Raw genomic sequence first — 22302 nt, 5'->3', positions numbered from 1 at the left:
CAAGAGTGAGAGAGGGTATTTACCCTCTCTTTTTTATAACGACGAAGAGGGATTTGTCTTGAAAAAAGTAACATTATTGGCATGTATGTTGGGGGCAGGGCTGCTGAATATGAGCAGTGCGATGGCAGCACCGATGTTGACATCACAGATTTCAGCGACACAGGCTGCGGCGCCTCAAGCCAACGCTTGGGTTGAAATTAATGTGCAGACCTTTGAGCAGAATATTCAAACCTTACAACAACAATTACAGGATAAGAGCCAAATTTGTGCCGTGATGAAAGCTGATGCTTATGGGCATGGAATCCAGTTGTTGATGCCGAGCATTATCAAGTTAAATGTACCTTGTGTGGGCATTACCAGCAATGCCGAAGCAGCGATGGTGCGCCAGTCGGGTTATCAAGGTCGTATCTTAAGATTGCGTGCAGCCACCGATCAAGAAATTCAAAATGCAGCTTCACTTAAGATGGAAGAATTATTCGGAAACTATGAGCAAGCGCAGCGTATCTCGGCTTGGGCGAAACAGCAGGGCATTACAGTTGCCTATCATTTGGGTTTAAATGCAGGTGGCATGGATCGTAATGGTTTAGAACTGAACAGTGAGCAAGGCAAACAGCAAGCACTGCATATGACCAAACTGCCAAACTTAAAGTTGGTTGGTATCATGACGCATTATGCAGTAGAAGATGAAAAATATGTGCGGGAACGTTTAGCGGTCTTTAACCAACAAACGAATTGGCTCATTAAAAAAGCCAAACTCAAACGTGAAGAGCTAACCTTACATACCGCCAATTCATTTGCGACGTTAACAGTGCCAGAGTCGCATTTAGATATGGTTCGTGCCGGTGGCGTGATTTATGGCGACAGTATTCCTGACCGTGTGGAATATAAGAAGTTGATGACTTTTAAAACCCAAGTGGCAACAGTCAATGCCTATTTAAAAGGTACAACCGTTGGTTATGACCAAACCTATACCTTAAAGCGTGATTCATTGTTGGCGAACTTGCCAATGGGCTATTCAGATGGCTATCGTCGTGTCTTTAGTAATAAAGCCTATGTCCTGATTCGTGGACATAAAGTCCCTGTGGTTGGACGTACCTCCATGAATACCACTATGGTTGATGTTACTGATTTCCCAGATATTCGTGCCAGTGATGAAGTGGTGTTGTTTGGTCAGCAAGGCAATCAAAGCGTCAAGCAAAGTGATTTAGAAGAATATAATGGTGCGCTGCTTGCAGATGTCTACACCATGTGGGGCAATTCCAATCCTAAAATTGTGGTGCGATAAATTCGTCAAAATACCTTGAATTAATACATTCCCCCCTACATCCAGTAGGGGGGATTTTATGGGGTGTGGATTAGACATTTTAATGAAAAGCATCTGTATTCGTATGGATCGTTGATAAGCCTCGCCTTGAGGGCGGCTTTTCACATCAAACTCATTTATGCTCCGGAGTGATGCAGGAAGTCCTGAACTTTGGCTAAGTTTTTTATCATAGGTCAGAATACGACGTGCGCCCAAAGCTCGACTTTGAAAACCGTTCGGTCGATCTGCCAGATGACATTCATCACCGCTGGTTTGTTCGATCCAACCACACACCACACCGAGACCTTAAGCATCGCCACCTGCTTCCCCACAGCGTTTTAAATCTTGTTAATTCATCTGGGTGGTTCTTTAGGGGGTAAATTATGATTATTTTTTGTGCGCATTATGGCGTGTATACCCCTGAGCGTTGCCGTGATGCAAAAATGATTTTAAAGCTCTGGCAACGGCTATTGGAGTGTGTAAATGTTTGAGTCGGTAATTTTCTAGAAGATTGCTGGTGAATCAGATCAATTCTGTAAAAATTTGGTGGGCTAATGGATTGAATCAAAAATGGATGGACTATTCAGATTTAAATTTTAGCCATAAAAAAAGCCCTAATCATTCGACTAGGGCTTTTTTGAATCTGGAGCGGGAAACGAGACTCGAACTCGCGACCCCAACCTTGGCAAGGTTGTGCTCTACCAACTGAGCTATTCCCGCATATTGAGCAGTTTTTTCTAAAACTTACACTAAAAAATTTGGAGCGGGAAACGAGACTCGAACTCGCGACCCCAACCTTGGCAAGGTTGTGCTCTACCAACTGAGCTATTCCCGCATGCCGTGTATAATACAGTATGAAAAATGATGGTCAATATGTTTCTGAAAAAACTTGTATCAATTGCATAAAATACAAGCATTTTATGCCAGATTTTCTAAAAAATTGCGCTTGAAACCTTAAAAGTCACCTGTAAATACAAAACATAGGGGTAGAACAGCTATACTGTATACAATCGATAAGATAAAGGCAGATTCTCATGAGCTTAGAATTACAACTGCGTGACCGCTTACAGCAATTGGCACCGACTTATTTAGAAATTGTGAATGAATCTTCGGGGCATGGTGGTTATTTTCCTGGCAAAGAGTCGCATTTTAAAGTGGTGATTGTCAGCGAAGCCTTTGATGGCCTGCGTTTAGTGCAACGTCATCAAAAAGTGTATGCCGCTGTGGGTGATTTATTGGCCCCGAGTCGCATTCATGCCCTGGCAATTCATGCCTTCGTAGAATCGGAATGGCAAGGACAAGACACTTCAAGCCCCGAATGTGCACATGCACCTAAGCATTAAGGATATTGGCTTGTTATGAATGCTCAAATGTTATTAATACTGCATGGTTTGGCTGTGATACTGGCAGGTGTGGCAATTGTGATTCGCGCGCGAAGTTTATTTTCGGGAACCGAAGGCAATTTACCAAATCCATCTGCCCGTAAATTTTTTGTGGCTTTGCAGCACAGCGCTATGACCTTGTTGATTTTGACAGGTGTTGCCTTGTTGGTGATGAAAGGTTTTGAGGTGCAGTCTTGGTTTTATGCCAAAATTATTCTGTTTTTCGTGCTTTTGTCTTCTTTAAGTAAGGCCTATAAAAAGCAGGATCAGCTTGTTTTGGCGCAACGCCGTGCAGGATTATTTTTAGCCGTGGTGGCATTTGTTGCAATTTTGGGCTTGGTGATGATTCAGCCAAATTTTGGTTGATTGTCAGACATTTTCGATAACGATAAAAAAATGATCGATTACACTGCTGAACGATCACAGATAAAAATTGAGGGAGGGGGAAATATGCGGACACGTGTGGTGTTTAATCAGAAAGGTGGTGTGGGTAAATCGAGTATTACGGTCAATCTGGCTGCGATTAGCGCATATCAGGGCTTAAAAACACTGGTGATTGATTTGGATCCGCAAGCCAACTCCAGTCAGTATTTATTGGGGGATGATGCGACCTATTCGGCTGATAAACCTGCATTAGAACCGAATATTGAAAACTACTTCGATGACGTTTTGGGGACAAGCCAAAGTAAAGCTGGACTATTAGGCAATGCGATTGGATCTTTATTAAAGAATCGCCCCAAAGGTCTGGAAAGTTATGTGCATCAAACCCCGTTTAAGCAACTCGATGTGATTCCTGCCAGTCCAAGTTTAGGGGCTTTGGCATATGCTTTAGAAGCCAAGCATAAAATTTATAAATTACGGGATGCCTTAAAGTTACTCGAAGGCAAATATGACCGTGTTTATATTGATACTCCACCAGCCTTCAATTTTTTTACTTTGTCGGCATTAATTGCCGCAGATCGCGTGCTGATTCCGTTCGATTGTGATGTATTCTCAAAACGTGCCCTACAAAGCTTAATTGAAAATGTGATTGAAACCCAAGATGATCATAATGACCAATTGGAAATTGAAGGCATTGTGGTGAATCAGTACCAAGCACAAGCCAAGTTGCCGCGTGAAGTGGTGCAGCAACTCAAAGATGAAGGCTTGCCAGTATTGGAAAATATGTTGCCACCTTCAGTGCTGATGAAAGAATCCCATCATCAAAACCAGCCATTAATCTATTTAGCCAAAGATCATAAATTGACGCAGGCCTATCTTTCATTGTTCAATGAAATTGAGCAAAAATAAGATTGAGAATACAGATGAAAAAAATAGCTTTATCTATCCTTGCTGCAAGTGGTCTATTGCTGACAGCGTGTGCAACTACAGTTAAACCGACTTATGTTTCGCCTACACAATACCAGTCATTGAACTGTCAACAATTGCAGGCAGAGTATGACCGTATTCAACATTATTTAGACCAAGGCGTTTCAGTACCGAAAAGTACGGGAATGGGGGTTGATGTTGGATTAGGTGGTGGTTGGAGCCATGGTGGAGGCTGGGGCTTTGGTCCAAGTGTTTCATTAAATATGGGACAGTCTTCAAATACCAAAAAGACCGAGATTTCCCGTTTGATGGGTCAGCAAGATGCTGTTGTTCAGGCAGCTCAGTTCAAAAACTGTCCAATTAAAGTGGTGGCAAGAACTGCAAAATAGCTATTTTCACCCTTTGTGATTACGGCACTGAAATGATAAAGGGTGAAATTTTTTCAAAATATTTCAATATAAAAAATAACATAAATAAATACTTAACATGATTCATTGATTTGTATACAACTTAACAGCGCTCAATTTAGAACGTGTCTGGCTTGTCCTTTGGGGGGGGTTCAGATAAGGTGTGCAACACTTTAAGCTTGAGTAATAGGTTTTTATGATTGAGAGTTGGCTATTTGTATTTGCGATGATTGCGGTGTTCCTGATTCCAGGACCGACCAATGCATTACTGGCAAGCTCTGCGCATCAACAAGGTATTCCTAAAACCAGTTTACTTATTCCAGCCGAATTATTGGGCTACATTTATGCAATTAGCTTGTGGTCGCTGTTTATCCATTTGACCCACCCTGTCTGGCCGCATCTGATTACCTTGCTGCATGTGTTGAGTGCATTGTATGTGCTCTGGATCGCATTCCATTTATGGAAGTCGACACATCTGCAATCACACCATCAAAAATATCCTCATATTCGACCACATCAATTGTTTTTTTCCACGCTGAAAAACCCCAAAGCACTGCTTTTTGCCGCGGGAATTTTACCGTTAGAAATGTGGAACAGTAGTTTGAGTGCAGGACTGGTGTTTTTGGTCTTTTCTTTAATTTTGGTTCCTGTTGCATTGTTCTGGATGGTCTTTGGTAAGGCGATTTTGGCAGGGAATTTAAAGCCAATAAAAGCCGATCATTTATATAAAGGGTCGGCCATGTTATTGCTTATTTGTATGTTACCTGTGGTAATGCGCTTCTTTTAAGCCTGCTTTGTTGCTAATTTTTGGCGAATAAAACCAATAATACCCGGCAAAACACTAATTATAATAATCCCGAAGATGAGGTGAGTGAAATTATCTTTCACAATAGGCATGTTGCCAAACAAATAACCGAGTGTAATAAACGAGGCAATCCAGCAAAAAGCGCCAATCAAATTATAGGTTAAAAAGAATTTATAATTCATTTGTCCAGCACCCGCGACAAAGGGCGCGAAGGTTCGTGCGAAAGGTACAAAGCGTGCAAAAATAATGGTTTTACCACCGTGCTTTTCAAAGAATTTTTGAGTATTAATTAGGTGTTGTTTATTAATAAAACGTGAATCAAGTTCAAATACCCGTGGCCCAATATATTTGCCAATATGGTAGTTCAGGGTATCGCCCAGTACAGCCGCAATGAACAGCAAAATGCCCAATACCCAAGGATCCATGGCTCCTGTAGAAGCTGCTAGTGCACCCGCAGCAAATAACAAGCTGTCACCCGGTAAAAATGGCATGACCACCAAACCCGTTTCGACAAAAATAATTAAAAATAAAATAGCGTAAATCCATACCCCATAATTTGTAATAAATTCGAGTAAATGGTCATCTACGTGTAAAATAAAATCAAGGAGTTCCATGGGGTAAAACATCGCGAAAATGTAGCCAAATCCTAGCAGCCCATATACGGAAAGTCAGTATAAAAAGGTAATTAATTTTACTTATCTATCGTTTCAAATATAAAACGATAGGTCTTAAAAATGCATATTTATTCTATTATCAACAAAAACTAAGCTGTGCCTATCCACAAAATTAAGAAAAGGTTCAATTATGTTTAATCCCAATGTTGTTGTGAAAAATATCGTGACTCAGCCTACGCTGGATAGCATCGTGAGTTTAATCGCTCGTATGCTGCTAGCTTATATCTTTTTGGTTGCAGGTTGGGGAAAACTCACTGCTTATAGCGCAACGGTAGGTTATATGGAGGCGATGGGCGTACCTGGTGCACTACTTCCCTTAACCATTTTGGTTGAGTTTGGTGGTGGTTTAGCGCTGTTTTTTGGTTTTCAAGCACGCTTTGCTGCTTTAGGCTTAGGTGTTTTTAGTATCATCACTGCTTTCATTTTTCATGGCGGTGCGGAAGATGCCATTAACTTTATGAAAAACTTTGCCATGGCGGGCGGTTTGTTTTTCTTAATGCTACATGGTGCAGGTAAATTGAGTCTAGATGCCTTAATTGAAAAATAAGGTACTACAGCCCTGAAGCACTGGGATTGCAGAATCCCATCTTCATCAATAGCACCGACAAGTTCGGTGCTTTTTATTTAAACATCTGTTTTGTAAATATATTTATTGATTGTCCAAATAGTGTGCTTAATATAGGGAAAAATGTTAGAATATGGCGCTTATATTCGCTTGCCTATTATAGTTGTTTGTCATGACTACCAATTCTCAAATTACTGAAGATCGTATCCTTATTTTGGATTTCGGCTCTCAATATAGTCAACTTATTGCACGTCGCGTACGCGAGGCGGGCGTTTATTCTGAAATGTATGCCTACGATATGTCTGAAGAAGACATCCGTGCCTTTAATCCAAACGGTATTATTTTATCGGGTGGACCAGAAAGTGTGCATGAAGAAGGCAGTCCACGTGCACCACAAGTGGTGTTTGAATTAGGTGTGCCTGTATTGGGAATCTGCTACGGTTTCCAAACCATGTCTGAACAACTCGGTGGTAAGGTTGAAGCGGGTACAGTACACGAATTTGGCTATGCTGAAGTTGATATTCAACAGCGTGACCATCTCATTGGTCAACTTCAAGACCGCGAAAACCAATTACATGTGTGGATGAGCCATGGCGATAAAGTCAGCCGTCTACCAGAAGGTTTTGTAACCACAGCCAGCACACCGAGCTGCCCATTTGCTGCGGCATCTGATGAAAGCCGTCGCTTCTATGGCGTACAGTTCCATCCAGAAGTAACGCACACTGCAAAAGGTGCAGAGTTATTGGCTAACTTTGTACACAAAATTTGTGGTTGTGGCGGTTTATGGACCCCAGAACACATTATCGATCTTCGTGTAGAGCAATTACGTCAACAAATTGGTGATGAAAAAGTTCTCCTTGGTTTATCTGGTGGCGTCGATTCATCTGTTGTTGCAGCGTTATTGCACAAAGCAATTGGCGATCAGTTGACCTGTGTATTTGTCGACAATGGTTTACTTCGTTTAAACGAAGGCGATCAAGTCATGCAAATGTTTGCTGAAAACATGGGTATTCGTGTGATCCGTGCCGATGCTGAAGAGCGTTTCTTGACTGCGTTGGCGGGTGAGGTTGATCCTGAGAAAAAACGTAAAATCATTGGTCGTGAGTTCATTGCAGTCTTTGCTGAAGAAGCACGTAAACTTGATGGCGTAAAATTCTTGGCGCAAGGGACTATTTACCCAGACGTGATTGAATCTGCTGCAAGCAAGCAAGGTAAAGCACATGTGATTAAATCACACCACAATGTGGGTGGCTTACCAGACGATTTAGAGTTTGAATTGGTTGAGCCATTACGTGACTTGTTTAAAGATGAAGTGCGTAAATTAGGTACAACTTTAGGCTTGCCACACAGCATGATTTACCGTCATCCATTCCCAGGTCCAGGTTTGGGGGTGCGTATTTTGGGTGAAGTGAAAAAAGAATATGCGGATATTCTTCGTCTTGCGGACGACATCTTCATGCAAGAACTTCGTGATAGCGGTTGGTATGACAAGACTGCGCAAGCATTTGCAGTATTCCAACCGGTGAAGTCTGTTGGTGTTGTCGGTGATGGTCGTCGTTATGCATGGGTCATTGCACTGCGTGCGGTTGAAACTGTGGACTTCATGACGGCTCGTTTCGCACACTTACCATATGAATTGGTCGACAAAATCTCGACGCGTATTATGAATGAAATTAAAGATGTATCGCGTGTTGTTTACGACGTGTCATCTAAGCCACCAGCAACAATTGAGTGGGAGTAATTTAGGGATTTCAAGAAGCGAAGCTTCTTGCCTGAATTACGCCAAGAGTTGTGCTCGCGGCAGAATAGAATGATTTAAAAAAAGGACGCGTAAGCGTCCTTTTTTATTGCTTGAGATTCAGATCCATATTTAACAAAAAATAATTCACATAAAACCATGATGTTCAGTTTATAAGTAATCACAGTTCTTGATTTAAGATATATAAAGATATATCTTAATAAATATAAATTCATCTATAAAGCGAATAATCATCATGAAACATGGTTCTCATCCAGACTATGAGTCTTATGCCCATCATTCAGAACGCCAGCATGGTGGACGTCGTGGTCGTTTATTTGAAGCTGGTCGTATGAAACTGCTGGTGTTGTACCTGATTGCTCAAACGCCAAAGCATGGTTATGAATTGATTAAAGACATCAGTGAGTTGGTGGGCGGAGGATATAGTCCAAGTGCGGGCACCATCTATCCGACTTTAACTTATTTGGAAGATATGGGCTTTGTGCAGGTACAACTTACAGAAGGTGAACGTAAGCAGTTTTATATTACTGATGTTGGACAAGCGTATTTAAAAGAACAGCAAACGGTGATTCAACAGCTATTAGAAAAGCTGGAAACCAAGCGTGACATACAAAGTAAAGATGAATTGATGGATATTCATCGTGCGATGGAGAATTTAAAAACTGCTCTTCGTTTAAAGTTGAATGCAAAATCAGTGGATGCTGAATCGGTGCATCAAATTGCGGCACAAATTGATGCGGCTGCCGTAGCAATTAGTCGACTTTAATGGTTAACGAGAGATGCCACATGCAGAGTCAGGAATTACTGAAACAGGCACATTTAAAAGTCTCTTTAGCTAGAACTTTGGTTTTGCAGCAGTTATTGGATGCTACAACGGCGTGTAGTGCAGAGCAACTGTATTTGCAGTTACAACAGCAACAAAGCGGTTTGAGTTTGGCCACAATCTATCGTGTACTGACTGATTTGGAGCAGGCGCAATTGATTGAACGACAATACCATCAGCGTACCAAAGCCAGTTTTGTAATTCGTCAGCAACAAACTCAGTTTCAAATTTTAGATTTGCAAACTGGGCAAATAAAAGCTTTTGAGCATGACAATTTATCTAAATATCTAGAGCAGTTGGTCGATGCTATGCAGCAGCAGTTGGTGAAAGTTGAACTCACCTTGCATGTGCAACCCAAATCAGAATATGAATCGAATATATCTAGAGGAAAATAAAATGAAACAGCACCAATATCATATTACGGTACAACATCTTTGTGACGCCAAAGGGCAACCTTCAACCTATACCGAAAAATTGGCTTTTAATGTCGGCAATCACGATGATATTTTAGCCATTGTTGAACGTATGCAACAGGCAGAATTATTTGATGCAGAAGCGACCGCTGCATTTGCTGTTGGTTTAAAGTTATTTGGTGAAACCCTGTTGGAGAATCGACAACATCCACTGTTCGAGCAGTTATTGCCGCAGTTCGGGCAATTTATGAAACATCTTAAACAGACCTTGGCACAACAGAACACAGTGCAAGAAAGAAATGAGTCCTGATTTCCAGAGGATTGCCTTAGACCTCATTGGGTAAAGGATCAAAACAGACCACTTGATTACGACCATTTTGTTTGGCGCGATAAAGGGCGACATCGGCCTCTTTAATCAACAGATGCAAATCGACATCTTTAGGATCAAGCCGTGATACACCAATCGAAATGGTGAAATTAAGTTGAATATTATTACTAATAGATATCGTAGAAGATTCAATTTTTTGTCTTAATCGATTGGCAATCATCATGGCATCTTCCAGTGTAGTTTCAGGAAGAAGTGCAACAAATTCTTCACCGCCAAAACGAGCCAAGACATCTTCGCGACGCATTTCTTTGCGCGCGATTTCTGCAATATTTTGTAGAACTTGATCACCAATGTCATGACCATGGCTGTCATTGATGCGTTTAAAAAAGTCGACATCAAACATCAGTAAACAAATAGATTGATATTGCGGCCATTGATGGATTTTTTGATCGGCAATCAATTCGAATTGGCGACGGTTATTTAATTGAGTCAGCTCATCGGTATGTGCCAGTTCACGCAACATATGGCGATCCCATTCTTCGAGCATGGAGCGTAGAAAGGTACGGCGTGCATTTAAGGTGTTATTCCAGCTAATATATAAGCTAAAGATGAGAATTGGAATATAGACCAGTAAAAAGATAATCGTTTGTTGCAGAGTATTATGAAGATGTATGACTCCAGAAATAATGACAGCACTGATGAGTAATGCCGTTAACACTGAAGGTCGAAAGCGGACTTGAATAGATAAACAGCCCAATAAGATAAAAATGACCGAAGCATATTGATAAAAATAGACACTCGAGTTTTCGGATTGAAGGAGCATCCAGAACCACACTGTAGCAGCGAAAGCACTTGAGATCGGCAGTAATAAGTCTAAAGTTAGAATATTTTTACAGTATTTAAACATCGCCCAATTCAGCAGCATAAAGCTTGACACTGCACTTGTCCGTGCTATGCCTGAAATATAGACAATATCGGGTAATAAAAACCAATCTGCAAAAAAATAACAAAGAAAGGACAGCTGTGCTAAAAAATTAATTTGTCTTAAATGGTGTCGTTGATGCACGTTCTGATAACTGTAATAACACTCCTCAAACTGTGGAGGAATGGGAGCATTGTGGTCTTGTAATGCACTCACGATTGCCGCACGATTTTCAGGTTCGCATAATTGGGAGGGTAAAATGTAATTACTTTCAGGGGGAGGCTGAATTTTATTGCGGTTTTCTAATTCAATACTGTGCTTATGACCCAATTCAGTCTGTCCATATCCTCCTTTAATCATAGGCTACTGCTCCATTGTATTTACAATGCATTCTTATGAAATAATAAACATTTATCACAGTTTTGTATACGAAATGCACACTTTTTGTTGAAATAGGTATGTAAAGCCAAATTCTTTGTTCTTGTTCATATTTTTTCATTTTATTAGATAAATGCGATGCATTATATAGACAACCGTATTTTATTGTATGGGATTTTTATCTTTCAGATAAAGATTTGCATGCAAATTTTAAATTGAACTGGTCGTTTGTAGATGTTATCGCTATGCTGATGGCATTGGAAAAACATAATTTAGGATAACAACATGACCAATAGTAACTATATTGAACTCTCCGATTCAGACGACTGCGAAAAATATATTAACCAATTTATTCAAGAGTTTCCTCTACGTTCAGCAGAAATCGGTCAAGGGACCATCATTAAACGTGCCTTGCCCAGTCGACATAAACGCATGATCGGAGCATGGTGCTTCTTAGACCATGCGGGTCCGGTTAGCTTTTCGCAAGGGGATGGTTTAGATGTCGGGCCACATCCACATATTGGTTTGCAAACTTTCACGTGGATGATTGAAGGCACGATGATTCATACGGATAGTTTGGGGTCGAAACAGTTAATTCGCCCCAAACAAGTGAATTTGATGACCGCTGGATATGGTATTTCGCATACTGAAGTTGCTCCTGCGACAGAAACCCATATGCATGCGGCACAACTCTGGATTGCTTTACCTGATGACAAGCAGAATATGGCACCGCGTTTCGATCATTATCCAGAATTACCCACTTTAGAACAGGACCAAGTTGAGTTTACGGTGCTGGTGGGTGAGTTCTTAAATGTGGTTTCCCCTGTCAAAGTACATACGGAGCTGTTGGGTGTCGATATGAAAGCCTCAGCGTCGACCACAACACGGTTGCGACTTAATCCAAAGTTTGAATATGGCTTTTTGGCATTGGAAGGCGCAGCGGTTATCAATGGTCATGAATTAAATGATGACAATATGTTGGCACTAGAACCCGGTGTAACAGAAATTACAGTGGAATTGCATGAGGGGGCGCGTATTCTGTTGCTTGGCGGAGAACCCTTTGAATCTGCGATTTTACTGTGGTGGAACTTTGTAGGGCGTACCCAAGAAGAGTTGCAGTTAGCACGCGAACAGTGGGTCAATCAAGAAGAGCGCTTTGGAAATATTCCTGATTATGACGGACCGCGTTTGGAAGCTCCTGTTTTCCCAGACAAAATGAAAGCATCAAAATAAGAAAGGAGCAGTAAGATGAGCATTATTGCGCAAGCACACGTTCGCACGCGGGTAGAGCCTTGGTTAGGAGAGGTTTCGAGTGGTACCCATCATTTTCTTACGGATAAACCGGCTTCATTTGGTGGGCAAGATTCGGGACCAGCACCCTATGATTTTATTTGTTCAGGTTTGGTGTCGTGTACCATGATCACGCTACGGATGTACGCACAGCATAAGCAAATTGATTTGGGTGAGTTTAGTGTAGCGGTGGAGTTTCATGCTAATAAGGATGGGCAGGAATGGATTGAGCGTCGATTATCCTTTCAGCAGCCTTTATCAGAAGTATTACAACAGAAAGTCCTTGAGATTAGCGAAAAGACCCCTGTCACCAAAACTTTATTACGTAGTTTAGAAATCCACACTCGCTTGATGTAATCAGGCTGTTTATATTCAGGAGAATTGCTGGGGTTAAGCAATTTCGATATTGGTAAATTGAGGTTAGGGCATGATTACCTTACATCATTTGGAGCAATCCCGTTCTTTTCGCATTTTATGGGCTTTGGAGGAGTTAAATCTGAATTATCAGATTCAGTTTTATCGACGTTTAGCAACGTTGGCTGCACCTCCTGAACTGAAATTGGTACATCCTTTGGGTAAGGCCCCTGTTTTGACGGACGGGGAGCAAAGCATTGCTGAATCGGCTGTGATTTTAGAGTATTTGCAAGAACAATATGATACACAGCAACAGTTCAAACCGCAGGACCATGCCAATAAACAACAATACCGTTATTGGATGCATTATGCAGAAGGCTCATTAATGCCGCTGTTGGTGATGCAGTTGGTGATGACGAATGTACCGCAGCATGTTCCTTTTTTGATTAAGCCTGTTGCGAAAAAAATTACCGCAGGGGTGAAAGCGGGGTTTATTCAACCGCGTTTAAAAGATCATGTGCAGTTTTTAGAAAGCTATTTGGCCACCCATGATTATTTTGCGGGGACGTTCTCTTTTGCCGATATTCAGATGAGCTTTCCTTTACAGGCATTAGTGTCGAGAACTCAGGGGAAATATCCTCATATTCAGGCCTTTATCCAGCGTATTGCTGAGCGTCCAGCCTATCTCCGCGCACAAAGCAAGGAGCAAGCTTTATAAGAATTGAGCACATAAAAAAGATGCTACAACAGCATCTTTTTTTATGTTACTTAGCGTTTGACTACAATCGAGTCGATACCGCTATGTTGCAAAGTTTGTTGTGCAATGACAGCTGCTTCTTGTGAGTCATAAGGTCCAGATACAACACGATACCAAGTCTTACCCCCTTCAACAGTTTTCACTACATCGGCGGATAATCCATTCAAGATGATTTCAGCTCGACGCGCATCAGCACTGTCAGGATCTGGGTAGCTACGCACCTGTAAAATATAGCTGGGTGTACGTTCCACAGGTGTGGCATTGATTTGAGCTTCATCAGAATCAGTGGCGGTGCTACTGGCCGCTTGTTCTGCTTGAGGGGCTTCCACAATCACTACGGCGCCTGAATCTTTATTTTCAGGAATAGCCTGTTCAGGAATCGGGGTGACTTGTTGTTGTGGCAACAAATCGTAAAAACGATAATCCTTGTTGGTGTCTTCCTGATAGTGTTCAGATGTGACTTGGTTCTTGGGTTGCACAGGTGCCCACGGTTTCCACAGCATTAAAGCAACTGCAAAACTGAGTACGATGAGAATAACCACAAGCGTACCTAACCACGCTGGGATCAGCGGTTTCTTCGGTTTATTGGGTCGTTCTGAAACACCGCGTTGCGTTTTTCCAAACACGTGGAAACCTCTTTTCTTCTAATCAATACGAGGGACTGATCCATTCTTTTTCTTTATTTTAATGTTTGGCCTCAAGGGATTGAAAGAGGCGTTGTATCAAAATAACGAATCGCTTTGCAAAACTTAAGTTTCACAAAGCGAGAAATACATCAGTGTTTACATGGTTGCCCTAAGCGTAGCTTTCGGTTGCGACAATATACAAAGCATGGCTTTGTTAATTACATTGTCTCAGGCGCAGATACACCTAATAATTCTAAACCATTGCGTAATACTTGTTGTACGTTTACTGAAAGTAATAGACGCGCTTGTGTAAGTTCAGCATCCTCATTCAGTACTTTATACTCATTGTACCAACCATGGAATAAAGCAGCCAATTCTTTCAGGTAGTTCCCCACCTGATGCGGTTCATAAGCATTGGCAGCACGCGCAACCACTTCTGGATAAGCAGCAAGCTTGGCAAGAATTTCGGTTTCTGCATCCAAGTCCAACTTATTGGCAAATTGACGCGCAGTTTCAGTATTGAAATTGATACCTGTTGCAGCAGCTTTTTCACGCATACGGCAGATACGGGCATGAGCATATTGAATGTAGTACACCGCATTGTCTTTGCTTTGTGAAACGGCAAGATCCAAGTCAAAATCAATGTGTTGTTCCGATTTACGCATGACATAGTAAAAGCGTGCAGCATCATTGCCCACTTCTTTGCGCAGGTCACGTAAAGTCACGAACTGACCTGAACGAGAAGACATTTGCACCATTTCACCGCTGCGCCATAAGCTGACGAACTGCACCAGTAAAACGGTCAGTTTTTTCGAGTCATAACCCATGGCATCAATGGCAGCTTTCACACGCGAAATATAACCGTGGTGGTCTGAACCCCAAATATCCAGTAGGTCAGTATAACCGCGTTGTAATTTGTTGAGGTGGTAAGCAATGTCCGATGCAAAATACGTGGTTTGACCATTACGGCGCTTCACGACGCGGTCTTTTTCATCGCCAAATTCGGTTGATTTAAACCAGATATTGCCTTCTTTTTCATAGAGGAAACCACGTTGATCAAGGGTTTGCAGTGCTTCATCAATCTTTTCAGTTAAAGAGGCTTCGCTGAACCAGTGATTAAAGGTCACACCAAATTCACCCAAGTCATCTTTAATATCATCTAAAATGGCTTTGAGGGCTGCTTGATGGAAAACGCGATAACCTTTACCCGTTAATTGTTGTGAATTAAAAATTAAACCATCGATATGTTTTTCTTTGTCGCCAGAAAGCACAACTTTGTTGCCTTCCGCATCGAGTTCTTCAGCATATTGTACATCTTCAGGCACGTCTTTGTAGACATCTGCTACAGGGTGAACATAGGCATTGCCGTCTTTATCAATAATGCTTTGCGCAATTTCCTTAACGTAGTCACCTTGATAGGCATTTTTAGGGAACACCAGTTCCTGACCAGTCAGCTCTAAATAACGTAAATAAGTTGATGTTGCCAAAATGTCCATCTGACGACCCGCGTCATTCACATAATATTCACGATCAACTTTTGCGCCTGTGGCTTCAAGCAGGTTGGCAACCGTCATGCCGTAAGCTGCACCACGACCATGACCCACATGTAGGCTAGACGTTGGATTGGCCGAAACAAACTCAACTTGGATGCGTTTCTCTGCATTAACTTGGGTACGACCAAATTGTGTATTTTGTGCTTGAATTTGATCGAGGACAGTAAAACGCTGATCGGCATTTAAGAAAAAGTTAATGAAGCCTGGACCTGCAATTTCTGCTTTGCTGATGTCAGCGACTTCAGGCAGTGCTGCGAGAATTTTTTCGGCCAAATCACGTGGTTTTATACCCGCAGCTTTTGCACCAATCATGGCGATATTTGATGCGAAATCCCCATGGCTTCGGTCTTTGGTACGCGTCAAAGTACTGTTGTTGTTCCAGTCAGATGGGAGTACGCCTTCCGCTTGAAGGGATTGCACTGCATGATCGAGCGCTGCTTGTATTGCCATGTTCATAAAGTCGAAAATAAATGTCGCAGAAAACAGCAAATATAGCAAATTTCGGACTAATAAGGTGAGTCCTTTCTATAGAATGTTTTTTATTCGTCTTTAAATTTTCAGCTCGGTTTTTATGAGACGCATCACATCTTGCTTGAGAAACTATGGCATAGTGAATAAATACATAATCTTGGAGTCAATAGATGACCACAGAACGTCCTAAAATTATTGGAAATATTCCGAAATTGCCGACTAGGTTCGTGGGTTGGGTGATGCCTTTTTTTCTTTCCTGCTTAATGAGTGGCATTATTTCCTTTATTAATATGTTACGTAATTTGGGGTGGAGTGATACGTTTTTATCAGTTTGGTTTTCCGCATGGATGATGTCATGGGCAATTGCCTATCCCGTGGTTTTGGCAATGCTACCATTGGTGCGTAAATTGACAGGACTACTTGTAGAGATGCCGCCTAATCAGCCACCTAAGTAAGATGAAAAATTATCAAAGAAATTAGCCAAAAGTCTTAATTTTTACTAAGTATATGTTTTATATTTATTTATTGATATTTTTTGGGTTTTTAATATCACTTGAAAAAATACTTAGTGAACTGAATGGAATTAATTGTTTAAAACACTATTATAGAAAATAACGATGATTTATATTTCTGATTTTGCTGGTTAACTTGCTTAAATGTCTTTATTTTGTGAATATGTCAGCAATATTTTTGAGATTGATTTAATTTATAAATATAAAAAAACAATCAATCAAGCTTCATTTAATAGCGAAATTATTTTAATACCATTATCACGTATCTAAATATACGTTACTAAAAAAATAGGGCTAAGCTATACGCCGAATCGAAGGAAATTTGATGACATAAAGTAATCCTGCTGAGAGGATTGCGCGCACTGAGACTGGTTATGACAACTGCACAATTGAAGACGAAATACCCTTTATACATCCCGTACGCTGGAAACACCCTGTTAGAACTCCCGTTATTAAATAAAGGCTCTGCTTTTACAGAAGAAGAACGCACGCGCTTTAATTTACATGGTTTGGTTCCGCATGTGATTGAGTCGATTGAAGAGCAAAGTCAACGCTCATACCAACAATACTGCGCTTTCAATGATGAGATAAATAAGCATATTTACCTGCGCAATATTCAAGACACCAATGAAACTTTGTTTTATCACCTGATTGAAAATCATCTGAGTGAAATGATGCCAATCATTTACACGCCAACGGTGGGTGAGGCATGTCAGCGTTTTTCAGATATCTATCGCCGTCATCGTGGGATTTTTATTTCATACCCTGACCGCGCGCATATCGATGACATTTTGCATAATGTAAATAAAAAGAATGTCAAAGTGATTGTAATCACTGATGGTGAACGAATTTTAGGTCTGGGTGACCAAGGGATTGGCGGAATGGGTATTCCGATTGGGAAACTTTCCCTCTATACCGCATGTGGTGGAATTAGCCCAGCTTATACTTTGCCAATTACCCTTGACGTGGGCACCAACAATCAGCAATTGCTGAATGATCCTATCTATATGGGCTGGAGTCAGCCACGAATCAGTGGTGAAGAGTACTACAACTTTGTGGATGAGGTGATGGCAGCGATTAAACGTCGTTGGCCGAAAGCACTGATTCAGTTTGAAGATTTCGCGCAAAATAATGCGATGCCATTATTAAACAAATACCGTGATCAAGTCTGCTGTTTTAATGATGATATTCAAGGAACCGCCGCGGTTTCGGTAGGGAGTTTGATTGCGGCATCACGTGCGGCAGGCAAGCAACTCAAAGACCAAATTATTAGTTTCTTGGGTGCAGGTTCTGCGGGCTGTGGTATTGCAGAGCAAATCGTTGCGCAAATGGTGGCAGAAGGTTTAACTGAAGCTGAAGCACGTGCACGTGTCTTTATGGTGGATCGCTTTGGTTTGATTACTGAAAATCAGCCTAATTTACTTGATTTTCAACGTAAATTGGCACAAAAACCTGAAGTTGTTGCTGCTTGGGGTAATGCCGAAGAACATATTTCTTTATTGGATGTGGTCAAGCAGGCCAAACCAACGGTGTTGATTGGCGTTTCGGGTCAACCAGGGCTATTTACTGAAGAAGTGATTAAGACCTTGGCAAGTAATTGCGAATCTCCGATTATATTGCCATTATCGAATCCAACTTCGCGTGTGGAAGCGGTACCTGCGGATATTGTACAGTGGACTGAAGGGCGTGCATTAATTGCCACAGGCAGTCCGTTTGCGCCTGTAAATTATCAAGGTAAAATTTATAATATTTCACAATGCAATAACTCGTATATCTTCCCGGGGATTGGTTTGGGCGTGGTAGCTTCAGGCGCAACTCGTGTAACGGACAGTATGCTCATGGCATCAAGCAATGCCTTGGCCGATTGCTCACCTAAACTCAGTAATCCCGATGCAGATTTACTACCAGATATCAATGATATTCAAAAGGTTTCTAAAATCATTGCGTTTAAAGTGGCGAAAACAGCCATGGACGCAGGTGTTGCACCGATGGTCAGCGATGAATTATTGCATGAAGCAATTGAAGCGAATTTCTGGAAACCAGAATACCGTCAATATCGTCGGATTACCTTTTAATCCAATCAAAAGATTTTTATAAAAAAGAGGCGTAAGTCTCTTTTTTTATGGACAAGTGTTGAGCCTAAAACATTTTTCGACAGTATGTATAGACATCGAATAAAAATACTACAAAAAGAGCTAGACGTGGATTTGAGCGGTTCATTAGAATGTCGCGCTTAATATACGTATAACTTTTAATAACGAATTACAACTATGTTGAATCATATTCATCGTGTTTTAGATCAATTTGGTCTAACGACACTGAAAAGGGCTATTCACGTCCAATTTTCCAATGCGGAGCTGAATACGCAGGTCTTTCTACAGCGTATTGAGGGGAAACATGCGCTCAATGTTGGCTTAGAACTCGAATTAACCTGTTTATCAACCAATGCTCATCTGGCCTTAAAGCAATTTATGGGTTGCCAAGTGGCGGTCGATCAAGTGACCGATATGGGGCAATTGGCACGCATTACAGGCATCATTACCCAAGCCAGCCAATTACAAAGCGATGGCGCTTTTACGGTTTATCGGTTGGTGTTGCAAGATGCAACGGCGCTTTGGCATAAACGACGTAACAGTCGCGTATTTATGAATAAAAGCGTGCCTGAAATTAGTGAAATTCTATTTAAGGAATGGCAGGAAAAAAGCGCGTTGTTTAATGCTAGCCTTAGTCTAGATCTTTCAGGGTTAACTCAAAATTATGATGTTCGTCCATTTGTGATGCAGGCGAACGAAACCGATTATGAGTTTTTAACCCGTCTATGGCGTAGCGAAGGCATCAATTGGCTGGTTGATGAAACCCATCTGATAGTCAGCCATGCTTTGCAAGCGATTCAGCCACAAAAATTAAGATTGATAGATGATCAGTTGCAATTTAGCACTTTGAATCGAGGCATTATCCGTTTTCATCGCAGTCATGCTACCGAGCATTTTGATAGTATGACCAGTTTGGTAGCCCATCGACAATTACAGTCGACTGCCAGTTCGGTTCAACGTTGGCAAGCAGATACTTTGCATCAGGACGATGGGAGTGGCTCGTTGTTGAGTAGCCATCAGCAGAGTGAAAGTTATGCCAATGAAAGCCTCAGCTTGGAACAGGCGTGGTCAATTACGCCTGCTTGGATTTCAGACCTAACGGGCGCCGATCAGACCACAGCATCAGGCACACAACAATTAGAAAAACTCAATGCGAATTTGGGGCAGTATCAAGCTGCTTGTGCCAAATACTTTAAAGCGCAGACTAGTGTGCGTGATGCGCAAGTGGGGTATTGGTTTGAATTGCAAGGACATCCCGAAATTGACCAACACACAGGTGCCGATAAGCAGTTTTTGATTTACGAAAAGCAGTTTTATAACCAAAACAATTTGCCGGTTGAATTACAAAATCAAGTGCGTCATTTGTTGGAATCTAGTCATTTTTCTCGTAGATCATCTGAAGAGCGTCAAGCCAATGAACTTACGCTAGTTCGTCGACAAATAAGAATTTTACCTGAATATCATCCCCTAAAACATCGCCCCATTGCCTACCCGCAGCATGCTCGTGTAGTTGGACCAGAAGGCGAGAAAATTTATGTGGACGAGTGGGGCAGAATTAAAGTTCGTTTTCTCTTTACCCAATCTTCCGATCATCAGCATGACGACGGTGCAGGTAGCAATCAAAATGACACGGATTCAGCATGGGTGGATGTTTTAACGCCGTGGGCAGGTGAAGGCTATGGTGTCCGTTTTCTGCCACGTGTCGGTGAATTGGTGGTGATTGATTTCTTTGATGGCAGCGTTGACCGACCTTTTATCACTGGGCGTATTCATGAAGCTGAGCGTTATCCAACGCGTTTTGATGTGAAAGGACAATTACCTTCGACTAAGAAATTGAGTGGAATACGTTCTCAAGAAGTGGATGGAGGTGGTTTTAATCAGTTGCGTTTTGATGATACGACGGGTCAGATCAGTGCCCAGTTGCAAAGTAGCCATGCTGCAACCCAATTGAATTTGGGTAATCTTAGCCATCCTAAAGAAACTGAGCAAAGCAGTGGTCGTGGGGAGGGGTTTGAACTCAGAACTGATGCTTGGGGAGCGCTGCGTGCTGGCAAAGGTATGCTGATTAGTACTTATGCACAAGAGCAAGCGATTGCTGACCACTTAGAAGCAGCCCAAGCGCAGTCTTTGCTTTCACAGGGCTATGACAGTATGAATGTACTGAGCGAAATTGCGGTGAAACAGCAAACGGATGCCTTGAATGTGCTTCATCGGTTGCCGAAGTTTATTCAATCACTCGAGTTAAAAACCACAGGGCAAGCGCTAGAAAGCACATTAAATCTGTTCAAAGAAAGTATGAATAAAGATCCAATTCATGCATTAAAAGATTGCGGCGGTTTTATTGCAGACATCGGCGCATTAGGGGGCGATACCAAAACCGTTGTAGAGGAGTTCAATGCATTCTTTAGTGATGCCAAAGATGCTGCTGAAAATTTAAAAGCATTTATTGAAAATGTTGAAGAACATGGCGCTGATCTGGTTAAAGGTAAATTGGCGAGTATCAAGGATCGAATTCAGCAAAACCCTTTTGAGAGTATTCAGGAAGTTGGAAAAGTTTTAGCCAATGTTGATATTCAAGATTTTGACTTGATGAGTGCGTGTGGAACTTTTCATAAAGGAAATAAATTAGAAGTTACACCATCCAAAGCATTGGATTCTTTACAAGGCTTTATGGAGGGATATACCCAAGGTCTAGAAAGTAGTTCTGATGCAAAGCAGCAAGAACAAGGCAAGATTTTTAGACAGGCATTGATGTTGTTGGCATCGCCTAATGGGATTGCTTTGACAACACCTGAAAACATTATTTTGCAAGCTTCGCAGGACATTGCGCAAAGTGCTAGTGGGTCAATTAACCTGAGTGCGCAGAAAAATATTATTGGGCATGCACAGGACAAGATTAGTTTGTTTGCTGCACAAAAGGGCTTTAGAGCTTATGCAGCAAAAGGAAAATTGGAGTTACAAGCACAGGATGATGCGATTGAAGCAATCGCCAAGAAGGTCATTAAACTGATCTCTACCGAAGATAAGATTGAAATCACCAGCGCTAAAGAAATTCTACTTACTGCAGGTGGTTCTCAAATCAAGATTAATGCTGACGGCGTATTTTCAACGACGGGTGGTAAGTTTGAGAGTAAGGCTGGGCAGCATGTATTTACGGGTGGGGCAACAGTCAATGCTGAGTTGCCAAAAATGCCTGAGAGCGGAGTCTTTAGTCGTCGGTTTGATTTTAGCGAGTTGGTTAATGCTGATTTATTGAAAGATGGATTTAAATATAAAGTTGTTAATCATGCTAAGAAAACAGAATACATCGGTTTTCTTGATCAGTTCGCAAGGACGGGGCGGATCTTTAGTGATAACCCAGATAGCGTCGAAATTCTTTTACTTGGTAAGAATGATGACAGTTCAGATAAGCTACAACTGGTTGAAGAAGTGATCACGGAAGGGCAAGGTCATGGTTCAGATGAGGCTTGTTGCGGTGGTGATGATGGTCATAACCATGAGCACGATAGTGATGAGCATATTGAAGATACAGATTTAAAAGCAGATTTTGAAAGTTTTGGACTTAAGGATTAATTTAAT

21 protein-coding genes and 2 tRNA genes are annotated in these 22302 nt (G+C 41.5%); 17 read left to right on the top strand and 6 right to left on the bottom strand.

Going from position 1 to position 22302, the window contains the following annotated elements; all coding sequences use genetic code 11:
• The first annotated feature begins 58 nt into the window (after positions 1-58).
• Positions 59-1285, top strand: a complete 1227-nt coding sequence (gene alr, locus E0H94_RS16435) for an alanine racemase (RefSeq protein WP_131327485.1) — start codon at positions 59-61, stop codon at positions 1283-1285.
• A gap of 662 nt (positions 1286-1947) precedes the next feature.
• Here the strand turns inward: alr and E0H94_RS16430 are convergent.
• Both E0H94_RS16430 and E0H94_RS16425 read right to left on the bottom strand, forming a co-directional pair.
• Positions 1948-2023: transfer RNA gene (locus E0H94_RS16430), tRNA-Gly, on the bottom strand.
• A gap of 39 nt (positions 2024-2062) precedes the next feature.
• A tRNA-Gly gene (locus E0H94_RS16425) sits at positions 2063-2138 on the bottom strand.
• Positions 2139-2337: 199 nt separating this feature from the next.
• Between E0H94_RS16425 and E0H94_RS16420 the strand changes: the two genes are divergently transcribed.
• The 5 genes from E0H94_RS16420 to E0H94_RS16400 all read left to right on the top strand — a co-directional run bounded on the left by E0H94_RS16420 (position 2338) and on the right by E0H94_RS16400 (position 5187).
• Positions 2338-2646 (top strand): BolA family protein, encoded by a 309-nt coding sequence (locus E0H94_RS16420; protein WP_016165636.1) that lies wholly within the window; start codon positions 2338-2340, stop codon positions 2644-2646.
• A gap of 15 nt (positions 2647-2661) precedes the next feature.
• Positions 2662-3051 (top strand): SirB2 family protein, encoded by a 390-nt coding sequence (locus E0H94_RS16415; protein WP_131327484.1) that lies wholly within the window; start codon positions 2662-2664, stop codon positions 3049-3051.
• 84 nt (positions 3052-3135) lie between these two features.
• Positions 3136-3975, top strand: coding sequence for a ParA family protein (locus E0H94_RS16410; protein ID WP_131327483.1), 840 nt, complete (start codon positions 3136-3138; stop codon positions 3973-3975).
• A gap of 14 nt (positions 3976-3989) precedes the next feature.
• Positions 3990-4382, top strand: a complete 393-nt coding sequence (locus E0H94_RS16405; RefSeq protein WP_131327482.1) for a hypothetical protein — start codon at positions 3990-3992, stop codon at positions 4380-4382.
• A gap of 214 nt (positions 4383-4596) precedes the next feature.
• Complete coding sequence (locus E0H94_RS16400; protein WP_131327481.1) at positions 4597-5187, top strand: LysE family translocator; 591 nt, start codon at positions 4597-4599, stop codon at positions 5185-5187.
• Here E0H94_RS16400 and E0H94_RS16395 read toward each other — a convergent pair.
• Positions 5184-5819, bottom strand: coding sequence for a DedA family protein (locus tag E0H94_RS16395; RefSeq protein WP_131327480.1), 636 nt, complete (start codon positions 5817-5819; stop codon positions 5184-5186). The two genes, E0H94_RS16400 and E0H94_RS16395, sit on opposite strands and share 4 nt — an antisense overlap.
• A gap of 190 nt (positions 5820-6009) precedes the next feature.
• Here E0H94_RS16395 and E0H94_RS16390 point away from each other — a divergent pair, with 190 nt between their 5' ends.
• From E0H94_RS16390 to E0H94_RS16370, 5 genes are all read left to right on the top strand, one after another.
• The gene (locus E0H94_RS16390) at positions 6010-6426 is read left to right on the top strand and encodes a DoxX family protein (RefSeq protein WP_131327479.1); all 417 of its coding nucleotides are present in this window, start codon (positions 6010-6012) and stop codon (positions 6424-6426) included.
• 190 nt (positions 6427-6616) lie between these two features.
• Positions 6617-8185, top strand: coding sequence for a glutamine-hydrolyzing GMP synthase (guaA, locus tag E0H94_RS16385; RefSeq protein WP_131262710.1), 1569 nt, complete (start codon positions 6617-6619; stop codon positions 8183-8185).
• A gap of 253 nt (positions 8186-8438) precedes the next feature.
• Positions 8439-8969, top strand: a complete 531-nt coding sequence (locus E0H94_RS16380) for a PadR family transcriptional regulator (RefSeq protein ID WP_131327478.1) — start codon at positions 8439-8441, stop codon at positions 8967-8969.
• A 20-nt stretch (positions 8970-8989) separates the two neighbouring features.
• Complete coding sequence (locus E0H94_RS16375; RefSeq protein ID WP_165495626.1) at positions 8990-9421, top strand: transcriptional repressor; 432 nt, start codon at positions 8990-8992, stop codon at positions 9419-9421.
• 1 nt (position 9422) lies between these two features.
• Positions 9423-9749 carry a DUF3861 domain-containing protein gene (locus E0H94_RS16370; protein WP_131327476.1) on the top strand — a complete coding sequence of 109 codons (327 nt, stop codon included), beginning with the start codon at positions 9423-9425 and terminating at the stop codon, positions 9747-9749.
• Between the two features lie 16 nt (positions 9750-9765).
• On the opposite strand, the gene E0H94_RS16365 is transcribed toward E0H94_RS16370, so the two are convergent.
• Positions 9766-11049 carry a GGDEF domain-containing protein gene (locus tag E0H94_RS16365; RefSeq protein ID WP_131327475.1) on the bottom strand — a complete coding sequence of 428 codons (1284 nt, stop codon included), beginning with the start codon at positions 11047-11049 and terminating at the stop codon, positions 9766-9768.
• Between the two features lie 303 nt (positions 11050-11352).
• On the opposite strand from E0H94_RS16365, the gene E0H94_RS16360 reads away from it, so the two are divergent.
• The 3 genes from E0H94_RS16360 to E0H94_RS16350 all read left to right on the top strand — a co-directional run bounded on the left by E0H94_RS16360 (position 11353) and on the right by E0H94_RS16350 (position 13429).
• Positions 11353-12300 (top strand): pirin family protein, encoded by a 948-nt coding sequence (locus tag E0H94_RS16360; protein WP_131327474.1) that lies wholly within the window; start codon positions 11353-11355, stop codon positions 12298-12300.
• A gap of 15 nt (positions 12301-12315) precedes the next feature.
• Entirely contained in the window at positions 12316-12714 is a 399-nt protein-coding gene (locus E0H94_RS16355) for an OsmC family protein (protein ID WP_131327473.1), read from the top strand.
• A 70-nt stretch (positions 12715-12784) separates the two neighbouring features.
• Positions 12785-13429 (top strand): glutathione S-transferase, encoded by a 645-nt coding sequence (locus E0H94_RS16350; protein ID WP_131327472.1) that lies wholly within the window; start codon positions 12785-12787, stop codon positions 13427-13429.
• Between the two features lie 50 nt (positions 13430-13479).
• Here the strand turns inward: E0H94_RS16350 and E0H94_RS16345 are convergent, their stop codons facing one another.
• Positions 13480-14094 (bottom strand): SPOR domain-containing protein, encoded by a 615-nt coding sequence (locus E0H94_RS16345; protein ID WP_131327471.1) that lies wholly within the window; start codon positions 14092-14094, stop codon positions 13480-13482.
• 218 nt (positions 14095-14312) lie between these two features.
• Positions 14313-16103, bottom strand: a complete 1791-nt coding sequence (gene argS, locus E0H94_RS16340) for an arginine--tRNA ligase (protein WP_131327470.1) — start codon at positions 16101-16103, stop codon at positions 14313-14315.
• 185 nt (positions 16104-16288) lie between these two features.
• Between argS and E0H94_RS16335 the strand changes: the two genes are divergently transcribed.
• The 3 genes from E0H94_RS16335 (at position 16289) to E0H94_RS16325 (ending at position 22296) form a co-directional block, all read left to right on the top strand.
• Complete coding sequence (locus E0H94_RS16335; protein WP_131327469.1) at positions 16289-16573, top strand: DUF2798 domain-containing protein; 285 nt, start codon at positions 16289-16291, stop codon at positions 16571-16573.
• 431 nt (positions 16574-17004) lie between these two features.
• Positions 17005-18705 carry an NAD-dependent malic enzyme gene (locus E0H94_RS16330; protein ID WP_131327468.1) on the top strand — a complete coding sequence of 567 codons (1701 nt, stop codon included), beginning with the start codon at positions 17005-17007 and terminating at the stop codon, positions 18703-18705.
• 195 nt (positions 18706-18900) lie between these two features.
• A complete protein-coding gene (locus E0H94_RS16325; protein WP_131327467.1) occupies positions 18901-22296 on the top strand; it encodes a type VI secretion system Vgr family protein in 3396 nt (1131 codons plus the stop codon).
• Positions 22297-22302: the final 6 nt, after the last annotated feature.

Source organism: Acinetobacter sp. ANC 4173 (assembly GCF_004331255.1).
GTDB lineage: Bacteria > Pseudomonadota > Gammaproteobacteria > Pseudomonadales > Moraxellaceae > Acinetobacter.
This window is presented reverse-complemented; position numbering and strand designations above follow the sequence as displayed.

Excerpts from the sequence above, each read along its gene's own strand:
- E0H94_RS16420 (WP_016165636.1), top strand. The coding sequence starts at position 2,338 with ATGAGCTTAGAATTACAACTGCGTGACCGCTTACAGCAATTGGCACCG.
- E0H94_RS16365 (WP_131327475.1), bottom strand. The coding sequence starts at position 11,049 with ATGATTAAAGGAGGATATGGACAGACTGAATTGGGTCATAAGCACAGT.
- E0H94_RS16415 (WP_131327484.1), top strand. The coding sequence starts at position 2,662 with ATGAATGCTCAAATGTTATTAATACTGCATGGTTTGGCTGTGATACTG.
- E0H94_RS16410 (WP_131327483.1), top strand. The coding sequence starts at position 3,136 with ATGCGGACACGTGTGGTGTTTAATCAGAAAGGTGGTGTGGGTAAATCG.
- E0H94_RS16405 (WP_131327482.1), top strand. The coding sequence starts at position 3,990 with ATGAAAAAAATAGCTTTATCTATCCTTGCTGCAAGTGGTCTATTGCTG.
- E0H94_RS16330 (WP_131327468.1), top strand. The coding sequence starts at position 17,005 with ATGACAACTGCACAATTGAAGACGAAATACCCTTTATACATCCCGTAC.
- E0H94_RS16400 (WP_131327481.1), top strand. The coding sequence starts at position 4,597 with ATGATTGAGAGTTGGCTATTTGTATTTGCGATGATTGCGGTGTTCCTG.
- E0H94_RS16335 (WP_131327469.1), top strand. The coding sequence starts at position 16,289 with ATGACCACAGAACGTCCTAAAATTATTGGAAATATTCCGAAATTGCCG.
- E0H94_RS16370 (WP_131327476.1), top strand. The coding sequence starts at position 9,423 with ATGAAACAGCACCAATATCATATTACGGTACAACATCTTTGTGACGCC.
- argS (WP_131327470.1), bottom strand. The coding sequence starts at position 16,103 with ATGAACATGGCAATACAAGCAGCGCTCGATCATGCAGTGCAATCCCTT.
- E0H94_RS16325 (WP_131327467.1), top strand. The coding sequence starts at position 18,901 with ATGTTGAATCATATTCATCGTGTTTTAGATCAATTTGGTCTAACGACA.
- E0H94_RS16355 (WP_131327473.1), top strand. The coding sequence starts at position 12,316 with ATGAGCATTATTGCGCAAGCACACGTTCGCACGCGGGTAGAGCCTTGG.
- E0H94_RS16395 (WP_131327480.1), bottom strand. The coding sequence starts at position 5,819 with ATGGAACTCCTTGATTTTATTTTACACGTAGATGACCATTTACTCGAA.
- E0H94_RS16375 (WP_165495626.1), top strand. The coding sequence starts at position 8,990 with ATGCAGAGTCAGGAATTACTGAAACAGGCACATTTAAAAGTCTCTTTA.
- E0H94_RS16390 (WP_131327479.1), top strand. The coding sequence starts at position 6,010 with ATGTTTAATCCCAATGTTGTTGTGAAAAATATCGTGACTCAGCCTACG.
- E0H94_RS16360 (WP_131327474.1), top strand. The coding sequence starts at position 11,353 with ATGACCAATAGTAACTATATTGAACTCTCCGATTCAGACGACTGCGAA.
- guaA (WP_131262710.1), top strand. The coding sequence starts at position 6,617 with ATGACTACCAATTCTCAAATTACTGAAGATCGTATCCTTATTTTGGAT.
- E0H94_RS16350 (WP_131327472.1), top strand. The coding sequence starts at position 12,785 with ATGATTACCTTACATCATTTGGAGCAATCCCGTTCTTTTCGCATTTTA.
- E0H94_RS16380 (WP_131327478.1), top strand. The coding sequence starts at position 8,439 with ATGAAACATGGTTCTCATCCAGACTATGAGTCTTATGCCCATCATTCA.